We start from the raw sequence: 21,966 nt of genomic DNA, 5'->3' as shown, positions 1-21,966 counted from the left end.
GCCGGTCGGCCCCCGGTCGGCCTCACCTCCCGAGGAACTCCGGGTTCCTGCGCTCCACGAAGGCCCGTACCCCTTCCTGGGCGTCACGCGTCGTCATGTTGATCTCCTGGGCGGCGGCCTCCGCGGCGAAGGCGGTGCTCCGGTCGGTGTCCAGGGAGGTGTGGACCAGGTGCTTGGTCAGGGCCAGGGCGCGGGTGGGGCCGGTGGCCAGGCGGACGGCCCAGTCGCGGGCCGTCCTGGGCAGGTCGGCGTCCGGGACGACCCGGTTGACCAGGCCCAGGCGTTCGGCCTCCGGGGCGGAGAGCGCGTCGCCGAAGAACATCAGCTCCTTGGCGCGGTGCGGGCCGATCAGGCGGGGGAGGAGGTAGGCGCCGCCGCCGTCGGGGACCAGGCCGCGCCGCACGAACACCTCGATGAAACGGGCCGATTCGGCGGCCAGCACCAGGTCGCAGGCGAGCGCGAGGTGCGCGCCGAGGCCGGCGGCGGTGCCGTTGACGGCCGCGATCACCGGTTTCTCGCAGTCGAGGACGGCGGCGACCAGCCGCTGGGCGCCGAGCCGGATGGTGCGGGCCACGTCACCCGGCACGCGTTCGGCCGGGGTGCCGCTGCCGCGGAGGTCGGCGCCCGCGCAGAAGCCGCGGCCGGTGCCGGTGACGACCACCGCGCCGATCCCGGGGTCCGCGGAGGCCTCGCCGAGGAGACGGATGACGTGGTCGCGCTGGTCGGGGGTGAGGGCGTTGAGGGCGTCGGGGCGGTCGAGGGTGAGATGGCCGACCCGCTCCGCGGTCACGTACCGGACGGTGTCCATCAGCGGCACACCGCCAGCGCGTCCAGCGCCACCGCGCCCTGGCCCTGCTCCAGCACCATCAGCGGGTTGACGTCGAGCTCGGCGAGCTGGTCGCCGAGTTCCAGGGCCATCCGCTGGACGCGGAGGATCACTTCCACGAGGGCGTCCAGGTCGGCCGGCGGGCGGCCCCGCACCCCGTCCAGCAGAGCCCGCCCACGCAGCTCCGCGAGCATGTCCCGGGCCTGGTCCTCGCCGAACGGCGGCACACGTACGGCCGCGTCGTGCAGGACCTCGACCAGCACCCCGCCCAGCCCCACGGTCACGGTCGGCCCGAACAGGTCGTCGTGGGTGACCCCGACCACCATCTCCACGCCCCGCTCCACCATCTGGCAGACCAGCACGCCGTCCAGGGCGACCCCCTCGTAGCGGGCGATGTCGGTCAGGTCCCGGTACGCGTCCCGGACCTGGCTGGCCGAGGTCAGGCCGATCTTCACCAGGCCCAGCTCGGTCTTGTGGGCGATCTGGCCGCCGGACGCCTTCATCACCACCGGGTAGCCGACCAGCCCGGCCGCGCGCACGGCCGCCGCCGCGCTGGTCACCAGCTGCTCGCGCGGCACCCGGATGCCGTACGCGCGCAGCAGCTGCTTCGCCGCGTGCTCGCTCAGCTGCTGTCCCGGCCGCATCAGCGCGAGTGCCTTGCGGTAGGAGGGCGAGGGGGTGCGCGGGGCCTCGTCGAAGGGGGAGCGGTACTCGCTCACGAAGCGGTGGTGGTCCAGGTAGGCGCGGACGGCGGTGAGGCAGTTGCCGACCGTGCGGAAGGTGGCCACCCGGCGGGAGCCGAGCAGCACCTCGCGGTAGGCGGCCTCGGTGCCGACCGGCGACCCCCACACCACGCACACCAGCTTGTCGGTCGCCTCGGCCGCGTCGACCAGGTCCTGCACGAGCTTGTCGCTGAGCGGCGGGAAGGGGCCGGTGATCGGGCAGATCAGCACCCCGACGTCCGGGTCGGCGAGGATCGCGTCGATGATCTTCCGGCCGCGCCAGTCGCCCACCGGGTGCCCGCCGTTGTCGACCGGGTTGGCCACGCTCAGGTACTCCGGTATCCACTGGTGCAGCTCGGCCTGCCGGGCCGCCGACAGCACCGGCAGCTTCAGGCCCAGGCCGGCGGCCAGGTCGGCGACGTGCGCGCCGGTGCCGCCCGAGATCGAGTAGACGACCACCCCGTCGGCGCGCGGCGCCCGTGCCCGGGCCAGCAGGGCGGCGGTGTCCTGGAGTTCGTCGAGGCCGTCGACGCGGATCACCCCGTACTGGCGCAGCGCCGCGTCCACCACGTCGTCCGCGCCGGTCAGCTTGCCGGTGTGGGAGGCGGCGGTGCGGGCGCCTGCCTCGGTGCGGCCGACCTTCACGGCGACCACGGGCACCCGGCGGCGGGCCGCGCGGTCGGCGGCGAGCAGGAAGGCGCGGCCGTCCTTGAGGCCCTCGACGTAGCAGGCGATGGCGCCGACCTCGGGGCGCTCGGCGAAGTAGGAGATGAAGTCGGCGGTCTCCAGGTCGGCCTCGTTGCCGGTCGGCGCCCAGTGGGAGAGGCGGATGCCGAGTTCCTGCGCGGCGAAGACCGGGCGGCCCTGGTGGCCGGACTGGGTGATCAGCGCGATCGCCGGTCCTTCCAGGTCGTCGCGGAAGCGCTCGAAGGCGTTCAGGTTGGTGTTCGGGCCGAGGAGCCGGAGCCCGGAGCGCCGTACGGCCGCCGCAAGACGGGTCTGGGCCGCGGCCCCCTCCTCGCCGGTCTCCGCGAACCCGGAGGCGAAGGCGACGGCGAACCGCACCTTGGCCTCGGCCAGTTCCTCGATCACCGGCAGCGGGTCGGCGACCAGGAGCACGGCGAGGTCGACCTCTTCGGGGAGGTCGGCGACCGAGGGCACGCAGGCGATGCCGAAGACCGACGGCCGGGTCGGGTGCACCGGGTGCACCCGGGCCCCGACCCGCCCGGCCCAGTCGAGCAGCTGCCGGGTGATGCCGGTGTTGGGCCGCCCTTCCGCGTCCGAGGCGCCGATCACGGCGACGGACTCGGGTCGGAAGAACCTGTCCAGATCAGGTACGTCCGCGTACAGCGGCCGTCCGCTGACGTCCAGCGCGTCCGCCTCGCCCGCCTCGGCCGCGCGGCCGTGGACGGCGGGCCCGGGACGCTGCTCACCGCAGGCGATGACCCGGGCCCGGCGGGAGTCGGTGGTGAGGGTGCCGTGGGTTGATCCAAGCATCGTTCCGCCCGCTCCTGTGTGACAGCACAATTACCTGACGCAGTGTCAGATTACTGAACTGACGCTGCGTCAGGAACTGCTCTGCACGCAAAGTTGAGGACCGGAGCAGCTCCTCTTCTGACCGGGTCACCCTCGGCCGGGTCACCCGAGGGCGGCCAGCACCTCCTTCGCCACCCGCTCGCCCGACCGCACCGCCCCGTCCATGTACCCGGTCCAGAACGTCGACGTCTCCGTCCCGGCCCAGTGGATCCCGCCCACCGGCTCACGCAGCGCGGCCCCGTACTCGGTCAGCACCCCGGGCGGCGCGTAGGCCACCGGACCGCCCCGCGAGAAGCCCTCATTGTCCCAGCGCTGCAGCACGAAGGAGGTGGGGGATTTCGCCTTGTCCCCGAAGTAGTTGGCGTAGTCGGCCAGCACGGCGGCCCTGACGTCGGCCTCGCCCGCCGCGTCGTACGCCCGCATCTCGTCGGCCTCGATGAAGCCCATCAGGGCGCCGTAGGAGCCGTCCGGCGGGGAGTTGTCGAAGGTCGAGCGGACCACGCCGGAGTCGCTGACCGCCTGCCCGTTGAGGCCGTCGGCCCGCCAGAACGGGGTGTCGTAGACCGCGATGGCCTTGCCGATCGAGCCCATCGGCATCCGCTGGGTGAGCTGGTCGCGGGCGGCCGGGAGCAGCGGGTCGTAGGTGATGCGGGCGGCGAGCGGGGGCGGCAGGGCGACGACGACCCGGGTCGCGTTGACGGTGATGCCGTCGGCCGTGACGACGTACGCGCTGCCGGACTTGGCGATCGACCGCACCGGCGCGCTCAGTACCACCCGGTCGCCGAGGGTCGCGGCGAGCTTGATCGGGACCTGCTGGCTGCCGCCGACGAAGCGGGACTCCTGGGCGCCGCCGGCCGTGTCGGTGAGGCGTTCCAGGGTGCCGGCGTTCGACTCGTCCCCGGCGGCGGCGATGTAGTAGAGGACGTAGAGCAGGGAGAGTTCGCGGGGCTGGGCCGAGAAGATCGACGTGCAGGCCAGGTCCAGCAGGAACTTGGCCGAGGGCACGATCGCGTGGGCGTTCAGCCAGCTCTCGAAGGTCTGCCTGTCCCACTCGGCGGCCTTGGCGGCGGTCCAGGGCGCGTCGACCGGGACCTGCGCGGCCATGCTGTCCAGCTCCGACTGGACGATGGCCGCGTTGGCCAGCCCCGCCGCGTCCACCGGCGGCACCGAGCCGAGCAGGCCGCTGGTGTCGTACGGGGTGCGCTTGCCGTCTTTGTAGAGGAGGTTGTTCCCCGTGTTGTACGTGGTGAAGGTGGCCACGCCCAGGGAGTCGGCGAGGGCCTTGACGCGGTTCTGGGTGGGGCCGACGAACTCGCCGCCGCCCTCGGTGAAACCGCCGTTCGCCAGCTTCAGGTTCACCACCCGGCCGCCGACCCGGTCCCGGGCCTCCAGCACGGCCACCGACCTGCCGCCGGCCACCAGGTCGCGGGCCGCGGTGAGCCCGGCGATGCCGCCGCCGACGATCGCGACGTCGACGGTCCGGGAGGCGGCGGCCGGGGCGGCCGTGGCGGCCGTGGCCGACGGGGCGGTGCCCGCGGTGAGGCCGGCGGCCCCGGCGGCGGCGCCGCCGAGGAGGGAGCGGCGGGAGAGTCGGGGAGCGGGCTCGGGGGCGGGCCGGGGAGAGAGCTGTCTTTCGCGTGCCACGTGCGTCCTCCGTGCTGGGCGAGAGGGGTGGAACCGGAAAGTTGAGCAGGGCTCACATTCTGGTGCCGGGCACGGGTGCGATGCTACCGCCGGTAACAAAAGGCGCCCGTCGCATGCGTCACATGAGTAACAGGCTTGATGTGCACAGGGGTTGATGTGTGCAGGGGTTGATGTGTACAGGGGGGGCGATGTGTACGGGGGCGCTGTGCAGGGGAGCGGCTGGTTACGCCGTCGGCTGGCGCTCGGACCGGACCTGACGCCGCTGCCGTTCGGCGGACGTCTTCGCGGCTCTCCTGGCGACCGCCTTCGCGATCTTCTCCGCGTCGATGGCCATCTCGCGCAGGTTGCCGCTGATGGGGTTGGTGTAGCCCGTGAAGTAGAGGCCGGGGGCGTTCTCCGGGGTGCGGGGGCCGTGGGCGACCGGGCGGCCGCGGTCGTCGAGCACGTCGAGGTGGCCGACCAGGCCCTCCAGGGCGCGGACGTATCCGGTCGCGGCGATCACCGCGTCGGGGGTGAGGCGGGTGCCGTCGGCGAGGGCGACCTGGCCGTCCTCGAAACCGTCGACGGCGGCCACGATCTCGACCTTCCCCTGGCGCACCGCCTCGATGAGCCCGACGTCCAGGATCGGGATGGCGCCCTGCTTCACCCGGCTGTAGAGCCCGCTGTCGGGGCGGGGCAGGCCGTGCGCGGCCAGGTCGGGCACGCTGACCTTGGCCATGGTGCGGGCCAGCCGGTCGACGAAGGCGGTCGGGAGCCGTCGTACCAGGACGGAGTTGTACTGGGCGGCCCAGCCTGCGGTGGAGCGGCGCACGATGTGCGGGACCGTGCGGACGGCGAGCCGCACCCGGGAGGCGCCGCCCTCGGCCAGGTCGACGGCGATCTCGGCGCCGGTGTTGCCGGCGCCGACGACGAGGACGTCCCGGCCGGCGAAGGGATCGGCGTTGCGGTAGGCGCCGGCGTGCAGGAACTCGCCGCCGTAGGCGTCCCGGCCGGGCCAGTCGGGGAGGTGCGGGGTGTGGTTGAAGCCGGTGGCGACCACCACCGCGGAGCCGGTCAGCTCCCGTCCGCCGGAGGCGTGCAGCAGCCAGCCGTCGCCGTCGGGCGAGCGCTCCACGCGGGAGACCTCGACCCCGGTGACGATCTCCAGCTCGTGGTGCTCGGCGTACTTCTCCAGGTAGCGCACCACGTCGTCCCGGGAGACCCAGCGGCCGAAGCGGCGCGGTATCGGCAGCCCGGGGAGCGCGGACAGGCGCCGGGTGGTGTGCAGGTGGAGGCGGTCGTAGTGGCGGCGCCAGGACGCGCCGACGCCGTCCGACTTCTCCAGGATCACGGCACGGACGCCCCGGGCCCGCAGCACGTACGCGGCGGCGAGCCCTCCAGGGCCTGCGCCGATGACGTAGACGGGCGAAACGGTGGGGGGAAATGCGGCCATGAGCGGGAGCGTAATCACGCGTCACGTTGATGGGTCTCGGTCAAGACCGGAATTGGTTGCGGATTGATCACACCCGTAGGAGAAGTGGGTGGGGCTTGTGACGTAGGACACCTCATCTGTCGGAAACGGCAGCGAATCCGTGGTGAACCGGCCGGAAAAGCGAAAGGCCCGTGACGTCGGGCCCCGGTGCGCTGGGGCCCGACGTCACGGGTGGGCGGTGTCCTTGGACAGGCGGGAAAAGGGCACCGCGTTTCGGGAAGGCTGTCGCGGCTTCGAGAGTGCCATCACGAAGGTGAGAGCTTCTTGAAGTCGTCAACAATTCCCCGGGATCTCACGGGGGACCCACAGGGCCACGGGAAATGCACAGGCTTTGCCCGTCCGGGTCTGGGCTGTGCTTCAGGATCTGACGTAACGTCAGATTCATGGATGCGACGAGTACGGACGCGAGGAGTTCCGGCGGCGGCTCCGACGTCGGTCCCGAGGGCATACGCGGCGATCGCCCGCGATACGACCGCCCCGAACAGGACGCCTTCACCCGGCCCTACTGGGAGGCGGCCGCCGAGGGGCGGCTGCTGCTCCGCCGCTGCGGCTCCTGCGGCCGGACCCACCACTACCCCCGCGAGTTCTGCCCGCACTGCTGGAGCGAGGACGTCGCCTGGGAGCGGGCGAGTGGCCGCGCGACCCTCTACACCTGGTCCGTCGTCCACCGCAACGACCTCGCGCCCTTCGGTGACCGCGTCCCGTACGTGCCCGCCGTGGTCGACCTCGCCGAGGGTCCGCGCATGATGACGGAACTGGTGGGCGCCGACCCGGAGGCCCTGTGCGCCGGGCTGGACCTGGAGGTCGCCTTCCGGGAGGGGGTGCCGGTGTTCAGCCCGGTGCACGGGATTCAATGACCCCATGGCCCTCACCGACGAACAGCCCGCCGTCCCCCGCCCGCAAAGCACCCCGCACGGTCACGGGCTGCGGCTCGACCGCTGGGACCCGGACGCGGAGGTGCAGGTGGCGGCGTGGCTGCGGTCCCGCACCGACCCGGACTTCCGTCGCTGGAACACCCCGCTCACCGTGGTGAACGACCTCGCTGGTGCCCGTGCCGCCCTGGCCGCGCAGCGCAAGCAGGCGGCGGACGGCACCTGTGCGCCGTTCCGGATCACGGACGCGGAGAGCGGTACGACCCTCGGTCACGTCGGCGTCAACATGATCGACCACACCTTCCGGACCGCCCGGGTCGGCTACTGGGTGCTGCCCGAGGCGCGGGGCCGCCGGGTCGCCACCCGTGCGCTGGCCCTGGCGACGGACTGGGCCTTCGCCGAACTGGGCCTGCACCGCCTGGAGCTGGGCCACGCCCTCGGCCATGACGCGTCCTGCCGGATCGCCCTGACGTGCGGCTACGGCTACGAGGGGACGCTGCGCGGGGCCATGTTCGAGGAGGGCCGACAGGACGCCTTCCGGGACGTGCACCTGCACGGACGGCTGGCCACGGACCCGAGCCCGGACCTGGACCGGGCCCCGGCGCGGGACTGAGCCGGACCGACCAGGCCCCACCGATCAAGCGGGGTCAATTCGGATGCGGGACCTGGCGGTCCGTCGCGACCATGGACCATGAATTCGCAACTTCGGTCCGCTCAATGGCACTTCACCGACGACGTCGACGAATTCCTCGCCCGTGCCCGCGACTTCCTGCACTCCCGCCCGGACCTCCACGCCGTCCACCTCACGGTGACGGAGCAGCTCAGGCGGCGGGGTCCGCGGGCGTACGGCGGTGACCCCCCGTTCCTCGGTGTCCTGACCCGCGGCGACGGCTCAGTGGCCGCGACCCTGCTCCACACGCCCCCCTACGCCCTGAACGTCACCCGTCTCGCGGCCGGCGAGGCCGAGGCGCTGGCCGAGCGCCTCCTCGCCCTCGGCCACCCGGTGTCCGGGATCTGCGCCGACGGCGCCACGGCGGAGGCGTTCGCGGCGGCGTGGGAACGGCGGACGGGTCTGCCGGGGAAGGTGGAGGAGCTGCAACGCCTCTACCGGCTGGCTGAGTTGACACCTCCCACCCCGGCGCCGGAGGGGCGGGCGAGGGTGGCCGAGGCGTCCGACCGGGACCTGCTGATCCGCTGGTACGAGGGGTTCGTCGCCGACGCGGGTCTGCGGGGCGGTCGGGATGGCGGGGAGTGGGCCGACTTCCGGCTCTCGTACGGCGGCGTCACCCTCTGGGAGACCCCCGACGGCACCCCCGTCTCCCTGGCCGGCCTGACCCCGGCGGTCGCCGGCCAGGTGCGGGTCGCGCCGGTCTACACCCCGCCGGAACTGCGCGGCCGCGGGTACGCCGGGGCGGTGACCGCGGAGGTGAGCCGGGCGGCGCGGGCCGCAGGCGCAGCCGAGGTGCTCCTCTTCACGGACCTCGCGAATCCGACGAGCAACGCGCTCTACCAGCGCATCGGCTACCGGTAGGTGGCCGACTGGGCGGTGTACGAGTTCGGGGCATGAGGTCGGGTGTCCGCGGAGCCTTCGGGGCATGAGGTCGGGCGTCCGCGGCGCCGTCGTGGCTGGTCGCGCAGGTCCCCGCGCCCCTTCGGGGCGCTGCCGGACCGTCGCTCGGACAGGTCCTGGGACGGGTCTTCGGGGCGCTGCTGCTGGCCGCGGCCAACCGCGACCCCGTGCGCTTCCACGACCCCGAACCGGTGCGACCCCGACTGCAAGACCGCCAGCACCTGGGCTTCTGCACCGGTATCCACTACTGCTTCGGCGCTCCGCTCGCCCGGATCGAGCTCCACGCGGCCGTGCCCGAGCTGGTCAGGCGGGCCAGGTTCACAGGGCTCGTCGAGGACCCGCCGACGGCCCGTCCGACCCGCCGACAACGTAGGACCGCCCCAGCGTGGGCGCTCACGGCCACAGCAGGTGCTTGCGCCACCTGCCGTCCCCCGCCGGGACGTACCGGAGCCGGACGTGCCGGCGGTCCGGGTCGCCCTGGAAGAACTCCGCCTCCTGCGGGCGCAGACGGTAGAGGGTCCAGGTCGGGGAGGGGGCGGCCGGGTCGGCGCGGGCGCGTTCCCAGGCCGCCTCCGACTCCTCCCGCAGTTCCTCCAGCGAGGACAGGAGCCCGCTCTGGCGGCCGGTGAGTGCCGCCGCCAGGGCGCCCGTCGAGCGGGCGTGCAGGTCGGCCTGGCTCTCCTCCGAGGGAGCCGCGGTGACGGGGCCGCGGAGCCGGACCTGGCGGCCCAGCACCGGCCAGTAGAAGGCGAGGGCCGCGTACGGGCGGGCGCTCAGCTGGTGCCCCTTGCGGCTGGTCGCGTGCGACGCGAAGGACCAGCCGTCCGCGTCCGCGCCGTGCAGCATCACGATCCGGACGTCGGCCCGGCCCTCGTCGTCCGACGTCGCCAGCGACACGGTGTGCGGCTCCGGCTGTCCAGCCGCCACCGCCTCCGCGAACCAGGCGGTGAAGAGCGGGAGCGGGGCGTCGGGCGCCGACTCGGGGTCGAACGGCCGTAGCTCCGTGGTCCCGGGGGACCAGACGCGGAGCGACCTCAGGAGCGCGTGAAGATCCGTTGCTGCCATGTGCCGAGTATCACTCGGTACCTCCCGTACCCGCGTCATCAGCCACCTCGTGCGGTGGTGCGGGGGCCTCGCGGCCAAACCCCGGGGCACAACCGGGCGAACCGCTGCGAACACCTGTGCCCCGGCCCCACACTGTCCGGCATGAGGGGACCGCAGACCGTGAAAGTGGCCGTACGCCACGTAAGCGGTGATGCCGGGCGGCGCAGGACACGGGCCGTCACCTGGGCCGCGCGCGACTTCCGGCTGGTGCGGCCGGCCGAGGGCCGGGACCGGGTCGAGCTGGAGTGTCCCGTCTGTACGGCGGCCGTCCTCGCCGAGGTCGCCGACCACGCGCGCACCCGGCGGGTGCGGAACGGGTGGGCGGCGGCGTCGGGGTTCTCCCTGCTCGTCTCCCTCGCCGCCCTCGGCTATGCGGTCCACGAGGGCGGCAGGGCGCTGCCGGCCCTTTTGTCGGCCAGCGTGCTGGTCGCGGTCGTAGGGTTCGTCATGGCGCCCACGGCGTGGGTGCGCAGCCGCCACCACATCGGCGTCGTGCTGCTCGACGGGCCCGCGCCGCGGCGCGGCCACCGGATCGTGCCGGTGCGGTAGCCGCTTCGCGGGCCGGGCCGGTCGTTCACCGCGGGCCGGTGGGGGCTGGTCGCGCAGTTCCTCGCGCCCCTTCGGGGCGCTGTCCGTCAGTGCCTCGCGAACTGGACCCCGGTGTGCTGGATCACGTCCGGGCGTACGGCCAGGGCCGGCACGGTGAGTTGTTCGCCGTAGATGTCGGTGAGGCGGATCTCGCCGCCGCAGCCGGTGCCGTGTTCGGAGAGGAAGTAGTTGTACCCGGTGCGGGTCAGCGCCAGCCAGCCGCCGCCGGTGCGGACCTCGAGGCGGGCCAGCGGGTTGCGGTGGCCGATCGCCTGGATGCCGCACCAGTACTGGCTGGAACCGGTCTTGTAGCGGATCGAGACGGTGTCGGAGACGGCGGGGCTCAGCAGGCTCCAGGTGATCGCGATCCGGCCCGCCGAGAGCGGTGCGAGCTTGGCGAACGCCTGGTGGCTGAGGTCGAGTTGGCCGGGCGCACAGGGGGCCGGGCACTCGTTGGTGATCCGTACGGTGACGGACGTGCCGCTCGCCGTGCGGACGGAGACGTACGCGCCGCAGGCCTTCGCCGTCTCGTAGTCCGCGGTGTTCATCGCCGCGGTCAGCACGTCGGAGGTCGGGCCGTAGGAGCAGGCGCCGTCGCCGTTGCCGGCGTCGTAGGAGGTGGCGACGCCCTGGTAGGCGGTACCGGGGCGGATCCGGCCGGCCGCGGGCGCCGTGGTGGTACGGGTGGTGCCGTTCGCCGCCGCGCGGGAAGGGGCCCTGGACGCCGTCGCGGAGGGCGAGGGCGACGCGGTGGTCCGCCTGCTCGCGGTGGGGCCCGGTGACGCCGTGGACGGTTTCGGTGACGGTTCCTTCGGGGTCGCCGCCGCGCTCGTCACGGCTTCGGACGCGGGCCCGGACGCCGCCCGGTCCTGTCCGGTGGCGCCGGCCGCGTCACCGGGCCGGAAGGCCACGACCAGGGTGACGACCAGGGCGACGGCGGCCACGGCGGCGACCGCGAGCAACGGGCCGCGGACCGGGCGCCACTCGAAGTTCCGGTCCGGCTTCGGCTGTGTACGGCGGCGATGTGAGGAGGAGGCCACGGAGGGGATCCTTACGCGGTTCGGCGGTGCACGTCCTTCGAACGACTCGAAGCTTCCGGTACGACAGTTGCCGCCGGAGCCGGAAAGGTTGCCGCCGCTCGTCGGGGAATCCGTCCTCCCGCTCACCCCCGCCCCAGCACCACCGTCCCCGAGGAGCAGAACCAGCCCCCCGTCCCCGACGCCACCCCCAGTTCCGGCAGCCCCCCGTCCGCCCGGCGCACCTGCCGCCGCCCGGCCTCGCCGCGCAGCTGCCGTACCGCCTCCACGAGGAGGAAAAGGCCCCGCATGCCCGGGTGCTGGGCCGACAGGCCGCCGCCGTCCGTGTTCACCGGAAGCTCTCCGCCCGCGACCCGCAGCCGCCCCTTCTCCACGAACGCGCCGCCCTCGCCCTTCGGGCAGAAGCCGAGGTCCTCCAGGGTGACGAGGGTCATGTAGGTGAACGCGTCGTAGATCTCGGCGAAGTCGATGTCGGAGGGCGTGACGTCCGCCCTGCGGAAGGCCAGTCGGCCGCTCACCGCCGCCGGGGAGACCGTGAAGTCCTCCCACTCCGACATGGTGGCGTGGGAGAGGCACTCGCCCGTGCCGAGGACCCACACCGGGGCGGTCCGGCAGTCCCGTACGTACTCCTCGGCCGCCAGCAGGACCGCCGCGCCGCCGTCCGAGCGGATGCAGCAGTGCAGTTTGGTGAAGGGGTCGGCGATCATCGGTCCCGACAGGACCTCGTCGACGGTGATCGGGGTGCGGAACAGCGCGTCCGGGTTGAGCGCCGCGTTGGCCCGTGCCTGCACCGCGACCTCGGCCAGCTGCTCGACGGTGGTGCCGTGTTCGATCATGTGGCGGCGGGCGGCCATCGCGTACTTGGCGATGAGGGTGTGACCGTAGGGGACCTCGAACTGCAGGGGGCCGCGGGCGCCGAAGGACAGGTTCCCGGTGCGCCGCCCCGCCCTGATGTCGGCGCGGGCCGTCGAGCCGTACACCAGCAGGACCGCGTTGGCGTGGCCCGCCGCGATCGCGTCGGCGGCGTGGGCCGCCATGACCTCCCAGGTCGAGCCGCCGACGGAGGTGGAGTCGGCCCAGGTGGGGCGCAGCCCCAGGTACTCGGCGACCTCCACGGGTGCCAGGGTGCCCAGCCCCGCCGACGCGAAGCCGTCCACCACCTCACGGCCGAGGCCGGCGTCGGCCAGCGCGCGCCGGGCCGCCTGGGCGTGCAGGGCGTAGGGGGTGGCCTCGTCCACCCGGCCGCAGTCGGACAGGGCCACGCCGACCACGGCGACCTTGCGGGCTCCAGTCATGGATCTGACGGTACATCAGATAAGCTGGACTCCACCCCTGTGCATCCGCATGCATCGCCCCTAGCATGACGGACCGTCAGATCGTCAGGAGGTCCGGTCATGGACGCCCGCTTCACCGACGAGCAGGACGAGATCCGGCGCGCCCTGCGTGAACTGCTCCACAAGCGCTGCGGTCCGGAGGACGTGCGGGCCGCCGTCGACAGGCCCGAGGGGTACGACCCCGGCCTGTGGACCACCCTCGGCGAACAACTCGGCCTGCCCGGCCTCGCCCTCCCCGAGGCGTACGGCGGCACAGGTTGCACGAGCACCGAAGTCGTACTCGCCGCGGAGGAGCTGGGGCGGGTCCTGGCCCCCACCCCGTTCCTCGCCACCGCCGTGCTCGCGGCCCCCCTGCTGCTCGCCCTCGGCACCGGGGCCCAGCGCGCCGAACTGCTCCCGAGGATCGCCGACGGCAGCCTCACCGCCGCCCTCGCCGTCCCCGGCACCCGGCTCGGCACCGCCCTCGCGCTCACGGGTCCCCCCGGCGGCGACTGGGCGGGCGGCGGGCGGGCAGGCGGCGTACAGGCACGGCACCGGGGGGACCGGTGGCGGCTCTACGGCGAGGCCGACCAGGTGCTGGACGGGCACAGCGCCGGGCTGCTGCTCGTCCCCGCGCGCACCGGGGGGTACGCCCGCCCGCGCGTCCTGCTCTTCCTGGTGGCGGGGGACGCCGACGGGGTCGTACGGACCCGGCGGACCGCCCTCGACGCCACGCGCGGTCAGGCGTGTGTGCAACTGCGTGACGTGCCGGCCGAGTTGGTCGGGGCGGACGAAGGGGCCGACATCCAGCCGGCCCTCGCCGCCCTCGGCGACACCGTGGCCGCCGTGCTCGCGGCCGAGGCGGTGGGAGCCGCCGACCGGGCGCTGGAGCGGACCGTGGAGTACGTGAAGCAGCGCGAGCAGTTCGGGCGGCCCATCGGGTCGTTCCAGGCGGTCAAGCACCGGCTGGCCGACGTGTACGTGGCGGTGCGGGCGGCCCGGTCGGCGGCCTACTACGCGGCCTGGGCGACGGCGCACGGGGAACCGGTCGGCGCGGTGGCGCTCGCGCAGGCGCTGGAGGCGCTGCGCACCGCCGCGGGGGAGGGCATCCAGCTGCACGGGGGGATCGGGTTCACCTGGGAGCACGAGGCGCACCTGTACTTCAAGCGGGGCGCCGGGGACGAGCTGCTGTTCGGGCCGGGGCACCGGCTGCGCGCGCACGCGGCCGAGGCGGCCGGGCTGTTCACGGGGCGGGAGGTGGCGGTGTGATCGGCGAACGGCTGGTGCAGAGGGTGTCCGCGACCCGGGGGTTCGCCCAGGTGGCGCCGCATGTGATCCCGGCCCTGGACCGGGCGGTGCACCGGCTCAGCCGAGGCCGGATGCTGCTCAGCGACCGGATGCTGCCCGGGGTGATCCTCACCTCCACGGGCGCGCGCAGCGGACAGCCGCGCCGTACGCCCCTTGCGTGCATGCCCTCGGGCGACGGCTGGTTCCTCGTCGGCTCCAACTTCGGCCGCGCCGGTCATCCCGCCTGGACCTACAACCTCCTCCACCGTCCCGACGCCGAGATCAGCTGGAAGGGCCGCGACATCCAGGTCACCGCCCGCTTGCTGGACGGGCCGGAACGGGAGGACGCCTGGCAGCAGCTCCTGGAGTTCTGGCCCCCGTACGCCGCCTACCAGAAGCGGGTGGACAGGGAGATCCGCATCTTCCGCCTGACCCGCCGGTAGCCCCCCCGGCTGACTGCCGTCTCCCGTCTGCGGCGCCGTCGTGGCCGGTCGCGCAGTTCCCCGCGCCCCTGAAGGGGCGCTACGGCAGCGCCCCTTCTTTTAGGGCCGCGGGCTGACCCGCTGGTAGGCCCCCCGCCAACTGCGGTCTCCCGTCTGGGGCGCCGTCGTGGCCCCTGAAGGGGCGCTACGGCAGCGCCCCTTCTTTTAGGGGCGCGGGGAACTGCGCGACAAGCCCCCACCGGCCCGCGGTCGAAGGTGTACGGCCGTCGGTGTTCATGTCGGGTGTTCCGCGGAGCGGCACACGCGGTGCCGGAGTGCGTAACCGGACGCTGAAGCGGCGCGTTGAGCATTCCCGCCTCCGAAAGGCCGACGAATGACCACACGTGAACCGCTCCCGTCCCAGCGGCCCGCCCGCTCCTCCACCCGCCGGCTGCGGCTCGCGGCCGGCCTCGTGAGCGCCGTGACGGTGACCGTGTCCGCGCTCGCCGCGCAGCCGGCCGGCGCCGAGTACGGCGGCCGGGCGTCCGGGCCCGCCTGCGCCGACCTCGCGCAGACGGTGCTCGCCCGCTCCCACGTCAAGAGCATCAGCTCCGAGGTCGTACCCGCCTCCGGCACGCTCCCGGCGTACTGCCAGGTCGACCTCGTGCCCACCCGGGCCGTCAACGTCCGCGTCACCCTCCCGCTCAGCACCGCCGACGCCGGTGCCGGCGGCAGCTACACGGGCGCCTGGAACGGCCGTGTCCTCAACATGGGCGGCGGCGGGTACGCCGGCAACCTCGGCGACCTCAGCGTGGCGGTCCAGCGCGGTGAGGTCGGCTCGGTCACCGACACCGGCCACAGCTCGGCCTGGTGCGACGCGACCGACCCGAGGACCGGCGAGGCCAACGCCCAGCCCGGCTGCGGCGAGGCCGGCGGCGGCTTCGTGCTGTCCCCCGCGGGCAAGCTGAACACCGGGCAGGTCGACGACTTCATCGACCGCAGCCTGCACGAACAGACGGTCTGGGCGCTCTCCCTCGCGAAGAGCTACTACGGCCGGGCCGCCCGGCGGAACTACTGGGTCGGCGGTTCCACCGGCGGCCGGCAGGGCTGGCAGATGGCCCAGAAGTACGGCGACGAGTACGACGGCTTCCTGATCGGCTACCCGGCGGTCAACTGGAACCGGTTCATCATCGGCGAGGCCTGGCCCGCGGTCGTCGTCAACGAACTCCTCGGCCCCGCCGGTCTGCCACCCGCCACGAGCGACGCCGCGAACGCCGCCGCCGTCGCCGCCTGCGACTCCGAGGACGGCGTCACCGACGGCGTCGTCGCAGACCCCCGCCGCTGCACCTTCGACGCCCGCCAGGTCAAGGGCCTCACCCCCGCGGAGACCGAGGCGATCGACCTCATCTGGGACGGCCCGCGCGACGCCGACGGCCATCGGCTGTGGGGCGGCATCACCCGCGGCACCACCTTCTCGGTCCTGCTGCCCGGCGGGAACACCATGAGCCCGCTGATCGAGACCTACGTCCGCAACTGGCTGGAGCAGGACCCGGACTACGACTGGCGCAAGAACGTGACCATGGAGAACTTCCCGCGGTTCTTCGAGGCGTCGTACCGCAAGTTCGAGAAGACCGCCGCCACCGACAGCACCGACCTGTCCAAGGTCCGGAAGAACAACGGCAAGATCCTCTTCTACGCGGGGACCGGCGACCCCCTGATCCTGCCGTTCAACTCCTACAACTACCAGCAGCGCCTGTTCGACCGGTACGGCGTCCCGGGCACCCGCTCCTTCGTCCGCACCTTCTACTTCCCCGGCGTCGGCCACACCGAGCCGTCCTTCGCCGGCACCGCCGACCCGCGGGCGCGGCTCCTGGACACCCTGGAGGCATGGACCGAGCACGGCAGCGCCCCCGAGTCCTTCGACCAGGAGGGACCCGTCCCGGGCACCGAGCGCACGGTCTGCGCCTACCCGGACACCGCCACCGCTCCCGGCGCGGACGCCTCCTGCGAGACCAGGACGAGCGTGCCGGCCGACCTGGCCGCCCAGTCGAGGACCGTCCTGGACCGGCGTTGAGAAACCGGGGGAGCGACTAGAACAGCCGCTCCCCCAGCAGCAGCGCCCCGATGCCCAGCATCGCCGCCCCCGAGGTGCGGGTCACCGCGCGGGCGGCCCGCGGGCGGGCGGCGAGCAGGGCGCGGGAGAGGGCGCCGACGGCCAGGTAGACGGCGGCGCAGGCGGCCATGTGCAGGGCGCCGAGGACGGCGGTCTGGGCGGCCACCGGGAGACGGGCGCCCGTCGTGACCAGGAACTGGGGGAGCACCGAGAGGTAGAGCAGCAGCGCCTTCGGGTTCAGGCCGCTGATCGCGGCGCCCCGCCAGAAGCCCTGTGCCCCGGCCCCCGCCTCCTCGGCCTCCCGCGGGACCATCGGGCGGCGCAGCACCCCCCAGCCCAGCCACAGCAGGTATCCGGCGCCGGCCAAGGTCAGGGCCGTGAGCAGCCGTGGCGACCGGGCGACCAGCACCGCGAGCCCCGCGACCGCCAGCGAGGTGTGCAGGGCGTATCCGGCGATCAGGCCCGCGACCGCCCGCGGCACCGAGCGGCCACGCACCCCGGCGGCGATCACGTACGCCCAGTCGGCGCCCGGCACGCACACCAGCAGCAGGTCCACGGCGAGGAAGGAGAGCAGGAGTGCGGTGTCCATGGAAGGGACATTAGGCGCGATTGTCCCGAAGGTGTTCCCGGAAATTGCTCGGGAGTGCCGGTTCTGGGGGAGAATCTTGCTCATGGACGACGTGGACCGGAAAATCCTTGCCGAGCTTCAGCAGGACGGGCGGCTGACCGTGACCGAGCTGGCCGGACGGGTGCGGCTGAGCGTCTCGCCGTGCCACCGGCGGCTGCGCGAGCTGGAGCGGTCGGGGGCGATCAGCGGGTACCGGGCGGTGGTGGACCCGGCCGCCGTGGGACTGACCTTCGAGGCGCTGGTCTTCGTCTCCATGCGGCAGGAGGACCGGGACACGGTCGCCGACTTCGAGCGGGCGCTCGCGGACATCCCCCATGTCCTGGACGGGCAGCGGCTGTTCGGCGAACCCGACTACCTGCTGCGGGTGGCCACCGCCGACCTCGCCGCCTTCCAGCGGCTCTACGACGAGCGGCTCGCGACCCTGCCGGGCGTGCAGCGCCTGACCTCGACGCTGGTGATGAAGCACGTGGTGCGGGACCGGCCGTTGCCGGCCTAGGGCGGCAGGCGGTGGTTCACCGCTGCACGGGAACCACCGCCTGCCAGACAGGACCCAGGGCGCGACTACTTCGTGGGCTTCTTCCCGGTCACGCCCAGATGCACCAACAGCGCGAGGTTCGGCTTGAGTTCGGCCTGCTTCACGCCCCAGGTCTGGAAACCCTTCTGGTGCGCGGCGACGGCCGCGAGCATGGCGACCAGCGAACCGGCCACCGCGGCCGGGTTCACGTCCTTGTCGACCCTGCCCTTGGACTGCAACTCCGCGATGGAGTCGGTCAGGGAATTGTTCACCGAGTTCAGGATCTTCATCCGGATCTTGTAGAACCGTTTGTCCCCCTCGGCGGCCCCGAGATCGACCACGCGCAGGATCGCGTCGTTCTTGCGCCAGAACTCCAGGAAACCGTCCACGAGTTCCTGCGCGGTCGCCCAGCCGGCCTTGCCGACCCAGGAGCGGCCGGCCAGCAGCTCGGTCAACTGGCCGCCCTCGGTGGCCATGTGCTCGGCGATCTCCAGGACGGCGCCCTCGACGTCCGGGAAGTACTGGTAGAAGGTCGCGGGCGAAGTGCCCGCCTTCCGGGCGACATCGATGACCTTGACGTCCCGGTAAGGGGAGGAGCTGAGCATCTCGCTGAGGCAGTCGAGCAGCTTCTGCCGGGTCGCCTGCCCACGCCGGCCGGCCACGCGGCCGTCGACGGTACGCACTTGTCCTGTCATGCCGTCAGCTTACCGAGGGGTGATCGGAGCGCGATTCGGCCGACTGCAAATGGGGTGCGCGGGTGTATAGGGGCCGGTGCGGCTGGTCTGCGCGGTGCGGGCCGGGCGGTTACTTTGACGACATGGCCGAAAAAAGGGCATCCGGATACACGGCGGGGTACGCGGAGGGCGTCCCCTGCTGGGTGGACGTGCAGCTCCCCGACGTGGAGGCGGGCAAGCGGTTCTACGGCGGGCTCTTCGGGTGGACCTTCGAGGACGCGGGACCGGAGGCCGTGTGGGCCCGCCTCGACGGCGCGGCCGTCGCCCGGCTGGCCCGGAAGCGGGACGGCCGGATGCCCACCGTCTGGACGGTGTACTTCGCGACCCCGGACGTCCGGGACCTCGCCCGCCGGATCGTCGCCATCGGCGGACAGATCGTCAACGACCCCGTGCCCGTCCGCGACCTCGGCACCGCCGCCCTGGCCGCCGACCCCACGGGCGCCGTCTTCGGCCTCTGGCAGGCCGCGGGCCACCCCGGCTTCGGCGTCCGGCACGCCCCCGGCACCTTCGCCTGGGCGCAGCTGTACACCAGCGACCCCGAAGCGGCCAACGCCTTCTACGGCCGGCTCTTCACCGCCGCCCTCTTCGGCGCCGGTGCCAGTCCGGACTTCGGCCGCGCCCCGGTGACCGACGTGTTCGCGGCCGGGATGCCGTCCCAGTTCGTCGTCCACTTCCGCACCGGGGACGTGGCGGCCGCGGCCCTGGCCGTGCAGCAGCTGGGCGGCCGGGTCCGGACGCCGCCCTTCGAGACGTCGTACGGAAAAGTGGCCGTCGTGACCGACAATCAAGGGGCGTTCTTCGCGCTGCTGGAACGCTGAGGCCGGAAACAGCCGGGTCTCGGCGGATAAATGTCTCACTTTGTCATGAGACACCCCGATTCGTCGCCGGGTTCGCAACCTGTGCCCGGGCCAGGAAGAATCGGGGTGCGCGCCGCCATGGCGGTGCGGTGGTGAGACGCTGCACGGGGTCGCGTACATATGTGGGTGGACGGGGCCCGTACGGGGAGGTGGCAGGCAAGTGGTGGATCAGCTGACGCAGCACGATCCGCGGCGGATCGGGCCGTTCGAGGTGCTGGGACGGCTGGGGGCCGGCGGCATGGGGCTGGTCTATCTGGCGCGCTCGGCGTCCGGGCGGCGCGTGGCGATCAAGACGGTCCGGACCGAGCTCGCCGAGGACCAGCTGTTCCGGGTCCGCTTCACCCGTGAGGTGGAGGCGGCCCGCGCGGTCTCCGGCTTCTACACGGCCGCCGTCGTCGACGCCGACCCGCGCGCCGCGGTGCCGTGGCTGGCGACCGCCTACGTCCCCGCGCCCTCCCTCGAAGAGATAGTGAACGACTGCGGGCCGCTCCCGGCCCAGGCGGTCCGCTGGCTCGCCGCGGGCGTCGCCGAGGCGCTCCAGTCGATCCACGGCGCCGGTCTTGTCCACCGCGACCTCAAGCCGTCCAACGTCCTCGTCGTCGAGGACGGCCCCCGGGTGATCGACTTCGGCATCGCCTCGGGTGTCTCCAACACCCGGCTGACCATGACGAACGTCGCGGTCGGCACCCCTGCCTACATGTCCCCGGAGCAGGCCAAGGACTCCCGCAGCGTCACCGGCGCGAGCGACGTCTTCTCCCTCGGCTCCATGCTCGTCTTCGCCGCCACCGGCCACCCGCCCTTCCACGGCGCCAACCCGGTCGAGACCGTCTTCATGCTGCTCCGCGAGGGCCCGGACCTCGAAGGCCTCCCGGACGAGCTGCGCCCCCTCATCGAGTCCTGCATGCAGATGGAGGCCACTGCCCGCCCCAACCCGGCCGACCTCCAGGCCCAGCTGGCGCCCCACCTGTTCGGCTCCGGCTCCGACGACAGCGGTACGGCGTCCGCCTGGCTGCCCGAGAAGGCGGTCGGGCTGATCGAGTCCCGCCGCGGCGGGCGCCCCGCCGTCAAACCCTCCGCCAGCCCCTCCGGCGGGCGCAGCGCGGGCCGCCTCGCGGTCCCCCCGCCGCCCTCCTACGACCCCGTGGTCCCCGCCCCCGTCCCGGTGGGCGCCCCCGACACCGGTCCGGTCCGCCTGGCCGGCGCCCCGGTGCCGATCGGACCGGGACCGCGCGTCGCCGACGCCCGCGCCGCCGCCGTGAAGGCACCTCCGCCCGAGGCCGGCCTGGTGGCCAGCTGGTCCCGCCCGCGCCCCGGCGTCAACGGCGCCGACCCCGCCGTAGCGCCGGTCCCCGCCCTGCCCCCGGAGACGGCCTCCGGCTGGCGGCCCTGGCGGTTCCGGATGTCCAACGACGTCTGGGGCACCCCGTCCGTCGACGGCGACCTCGTCTACGTGACCTCCTTCGAGGTGCACGCCCTCGACGTGGCCACCGGCCGCCGCCGCTTCAAGACCCGCGACGTCGCCTGGTCCATGGCGGTCGCCGACGGCCGTGTCCACGCCTCCGACGGCCCCACCCTGTTCGCCCTGGAGGCCCGTGAGGGCGGCGACCTGTGGCGGCTGTCCACCGACGCCTGGGTGTACTCCCTCAAGGCCGACCGCGGCACCCTCGTCACCGGCACCCGGGGTGGCGGCGTCCAGGCCTGGGAGGCCTCCAGCGGGCAGAAGCTCTGGGAGCTGTCCGGCGCCCAGACCGACTTCGAGGCCCCCGAGTCCGGCCCCTCCCTCCACGACGGCACGGTGTACGTCTGGCAGGACGCGCGCCTGCGTGCCCTCGACGCCCGTACCGGCGACGAACGCTGGTCATATCCCATCGGCGACGCGGCCTCCTGCGGCGGCGTCCCGGTCCGCCTCACCCACGCCGACGACGGCTTCGTGTACGCCTCCGCCGGCACCCGCGTCATCGCCCTCGACACCACGACCGGCCGCGTCCGCTGGCACTTCGAGGCGCCGGCCGTCTTCCTCTCCCCGCCCGCCTACGTGCCCGGTCCCGCCGTCACCGGCGGCGGCATCTACCTCGCGGACTACCTCGGCACCGTCTACGCCCTCGACGCCACCGACGGCCGCGACCGCTGGCGCATCGCGACGGAGGCCCGCGCCTCGATCGAGCCGGTGCTGGTCGCGGCGGGCCATGTCCACGTCGGCAGCGGCAAGGGCCTGTACACGCTCGACGCGGTCACCGGCACCCCCAAGTGGCGCTTCCAGGCGGGCGGCGACGTGGTGGGCGCCCCGGCGGTGGCCGAGGGCCGCATCCACTTCGGGTCCACGGACCACCTGCTGTACACGCTGAAGGCCGACGACGGCAGGCTGCGGTGGAAGCTGGCCACCGGCGGGGAGATCACCGGGTCGCCGGTGGTGCGGGACGGCGTGGTGTACGCGTGCAGCAAGGACCGGTGCGTGTACGCCCTGGACGCCGAGAAGGGCACCGGCACAGCCCGGACCGCGTGACCGCCGCGGGGCTGCGGCTCGCAGGACCACTGCGGCGCCGTGGTGGCTTGTCGCGCAGTTCCTCGCGCCCCTGAAAGACGGGGGTGCTGCACTCGTGCCCGTTCAGGGGGCGTCGTGGGGGGGTGCGGGTTGCTGGGCCACTGCGGCGCCGTGGGGGCTTGTCGCGCAGTTCCTCGCGCCCCTGGGAGACGGGGTGCTGCACCAGCGCCCCTTTAGGGGCGCGGG

The 21,966-nt window shown here is 73.5% G+C and carries 19 protein-coding genes; 10 read left to right on the top strand and 9 right to left on the bottom strand.

Going from position 1 to position 21,966, the window contains the following annotated elements:
• Nucleotides 1-22: 22 nt before the first annotated feature.
• From ACZ63F_RS08380 to ACZ63F_RS08365, 4 genes are all read right to left on the bottom strand, one after another.
• Nucleotides 23-808, bottom strand: a complete 786-nt coding sequence (locus ACZ63F_RS08380; RefSeq protein ID WP_469709726.1) for an enoyl-CoA hydratase/isomerase family protein — start codon at nucleotides 806-808, stop codon at nucleotides 23-25.
• Entirely contained in the window at nucleotides 808-3,045 is a 2,238-nt protein-coding gene (locus ACZ63F_RS08375; RefSeq protein WP_469709725.1) for an acetate--CoA ligase family protein, read from the bottom strand. Before ACZ63F_RS08375 ends, ACZ63F_RS08380 begins: the two co-directional genes overlap by 1 nt.
• Nucleotides 3,046-3,186: 141 nt before the next feature.
• Nucleotides 3,187-4,728 (bottom strand): flavin monoamine oxidase family protein, encoded by a 1,542-nt coding sequence (locus tag ACZ63F_RS08370; protein WP_469709724.1) that lies wholly within the window; start codon nucleotides 4,726-4,728, stop codon nucleotides 3,187-3,189.
• Nucleotides 4,729-4,951: 223 nt separating this feature from the next.
• Nucleotides 4,952-6,160 (bottom strand): flavin-containing monooxygenase, encoded by a 1,209-nt coding sequence (locus ACZ63F_RS08365; RefSeq protein WP_469709723.1) that lies wholly within the window; start codon nucleotides 6,158-6,160, stop codon nucleotides 4,952-4,954.
• A 422-nt stretch (nucleotides 6,161-6,582) separates the two neighbouring features.
• On the opposite strand from ACZ63F_RS08365, the gene ACZ63F_RS08360 reads away from it, so the two are divergent.
• The 3 genes from ACZ63F_RS08360 (at nucleotide 6,583) to ACZ63F_RS08350 (ending at nucleotide 8,602) form a co-directional block, all read left to right on the top strand.
• Nucleotides 6,583-7,056 carry a Zn-ribbon domain-containing OB-fold protein gene (locus tag ACZ63F_RS08360; protein WP_469709722.1) on the top strand — a complete coding sequence of 158 codons (474 nt, stop codon included), beginning with the start codon at nucleotides 6,583-6,585 and terminating at the stop codon, nucleotides 7,054-7,056.
• A gap of 4 nt (nucleotides 7,057-7,060) precedes the next feature.
• A complete protein-coding gene (locus ACZ63F_RS08355) occupies nucleotides 7,061-7,684 on the top strand; it encodes a GNAT family N-acetyltransferase (RefSeq protein ID WP_469709721.1) in 624 nt (207 codons plus the stop codon).
• A 78-nt stretch (nucleotides 7,685-7,762) separates the two neighbouring features.
• Entirely contained in the window at nucleotides 7,763-8,602 is an 840-nt protein-coding gene (locus ACZ63F_RS08350; RefSeq protein WP_469709720.1) for a GNAT family N-acetyltransferase, read from the top strand.
• A gap of 432 nt (nucleotides 8,603-9,034) precedes the next feature.
• Here ACZ63F_RS08350 and ACZ63F_RS08345 read toward each other — a convergent pair whose 3' ends face one another.
• Nucleotides 9,035-9,706, bottom strand: a complete 672-nt coding sequence (locus ACZ63F_RS08345; RefSeq protein WP_469709719.1) for a pyridoxine/pyridoxamine 5'-phosphate oxidase — start codon at nucleotides 9,704-9,706, stop codon at nucleotides 9,035-9,037.
• 141 nt (nucleotides 9,707-9,847) lie between these two features.
• Here ACZ63F_RS08345 and ACZ63F_RS08340 point away from each other — a divergent pair, with 141 nt between their 5' ends.
• Nucleotides 9,848-10,294 (top strand): hypothetical protein, encoded by a 447-nt coding sequence (locus ACZ63F_RS08340; protein WP_469709718.1) that lies wholly within the window; start codon nucleotides 9,848-9,850, stop codon nucleotides 10,292-10,294.
• A gap of 86 nt (nucleotides 10,295-10,380) precedes the next feature.
• Here ACZ63F_RS08340 and ACZ63F_RS08335 read toward each other — a convergent pair whose 3' ends face one another.
• Together ACZ63F_RS08335 and ACZ63F_RS08330 are read right to left on the bottom strand one after the other, a co-directional pair.
• Nucleotides 10,381-11,373 (bottom strand): expansin EXLX1 family cellulose-binding protein, encoded by a 993-nt coding sequence (locus tag ACZ63F_RS08335; protein WP_469709717.1) that lies wholly within the window; start codon nucleotides 11,371-11,373, stop codon nucleotides 10,381-10,383.
• 122 nt (nucleotides 11,374-11,495) lie between these two features.
• Complete coding sequence (locus tag ACZ63F_RS08330) at nucleotides 11,496-12,665, bottom strand: thiolase C-terminal domain-containing protein (protein ID WP_469709716.1); 1,170 nt, start codon at nucleotides 12,663-12,665, stop codon at nucleotides 11,496-11,498.
• A gap of 99 nt (nucleotides 12,666-12,764) precedes the next feature.
• Here ACZ63F_RS08330 and ACZ63F_RS08325 point away from each other — a divergent pair, with 99 nt between their 5' ends.
• The 3 genes from ACZ63F_RS08325 (at nucleotide 12,765) to ACZ63F_RS08315 (ending at nucleotide 16,466) form a co-directional block, all read left to right on the top strand.
• The gene (locus tag ACZ63F_RS08325; RefSeq protein WP_469709715.1) at nucleotides 12,765-13,952 is read left to right on the top strand and encodes an acyl-CoA dehydrogenase family protein; all 1,188 of its coding nucleotides are present in this window, start codon (nucleotides 12,765-12,767) and stop codon (nucleotides 13,950-13,952) included.
• Complete coding sequence (locus ACZ63F_RS08320) at nucleotides 13,949-14,413, top strand: nitroreductase family deazaflavin-dependent oxidoreductase (protein WP_469709714.1); 465 nt, start codon at nucleotides 13,949-13,951, stop codon at nucleotides 14,411-14,413. The genes ACZ63F_RS08325 and ACZ63F_RS08320 overlap by 4 nt, the downstream gene beginning before the upstream one ends.
• 373 nt (nucleotides 14,414-14,786) lie before the next feature.
• On the top strand, nucleotides 14,787-16,466 hold the full coding sequence (locus ACZ63F_RS08315; RefSeq protein ID WP_469709713.1) for a tannase/feruloyl esterase family alpha/beta hydrolase: 1,680 nt from the start codon (nucleotides 14,787-14,789) through the stop codon (nucleotides 16,464-16,466).
• Nucleotides 16,467-16,482: 16 nt separating this feature from the next.
• On the opposite strand, the gene ACZ63F_RS08310 is transcribed toward ACZ63F_RS08315, so the two are convergent.
• Nucleotides 16,483-17,094, bottom strand: a complete 612-nt coding sequence (locus tag ACZ63F_RS08310) for a LysE family translocator (RefSeq protein WP_469709712.1) — start codon at nucleotides 17,092-17,094, stop codon at nucleotides 16,483-16,485.
• Between the two features lie 82 nt (nucleotides 17,095-17,176).
• Between ACZ63F_RS08310 and ACZ63F_RS08305 the strand changes: the two genes are divergently transcribed.
• Nucleotides 17,177-17,629, top strand: coding sequence for an Lrp/AsnC family transcriptional regulator (locus tag ACZ63F_RS08305; protein ID WP_469709711.1), 453 nt, complete (start codon nucleotides 17,177-17,179; stop codon nucleotides 17,627-17,629).
• Nucleotides 17,630-17,694: 65 nt separating this feature from the next.
• Here ACZ63F_RS08305 and ACZ63F_RS08300 read toward each other — a convergent pair whose 3' ends face one another.
• On the bottom strand, nucleotides 17,695-18,342 hold the full coding sequence (locus tag ACZ63F_RS08300) for a TetR family transcriptional regulator (RefSeq protein ID WP_390041901.1): 648 nt from the start codon (nucleotides 18,340-18,342) through the stop codon (nucleotides 17,695-17,697).
• Nucleotides 18,343-18,464: 122 nt separating this feature from the next.
• Between ACZ63F_RS08300 and kbpA the strand changes: the two genes are divergently transcribed.
• Both kbpA and ACZ63F_RS08290 read left to right on the top strand, forming a co-directional pair.
• Entirely contained in the window at nucleotides 18,465-19,199 is a 735-nt protein-coding gene (gene kbpA, locus ACZ63F_RS08295; protein ID WP_469709710.1) for an AfsK-binding protein KbpA, read from the top strand.
• A 199-nt stretch (nucleotides 19,200-19,398) separates the two neighbouring features.
• Nucleotides 19,399-21,741, top strand: coding sequence for an outer membrane protein assembly factor BamB family protein (locus tag ACZ63F_RS08290; RefSeq protein WP_469709709.1), 2,343 nt, complete (start codon nucleotides 19,399-19,401; stop codon nucleotides 21,739-21,741).
• Nucleotides 21,742-21,966 lie beyond the last annotated feature (225 nt).

The sequence above is a fragment of the Streptomyces sp. NPDC104761 genome, from assembly GCF_055583445.1.
Note: the sequence above shows the minus strand (reverse complement) of the source record. Positions and strands in the feature narration are given on the sequence as shown.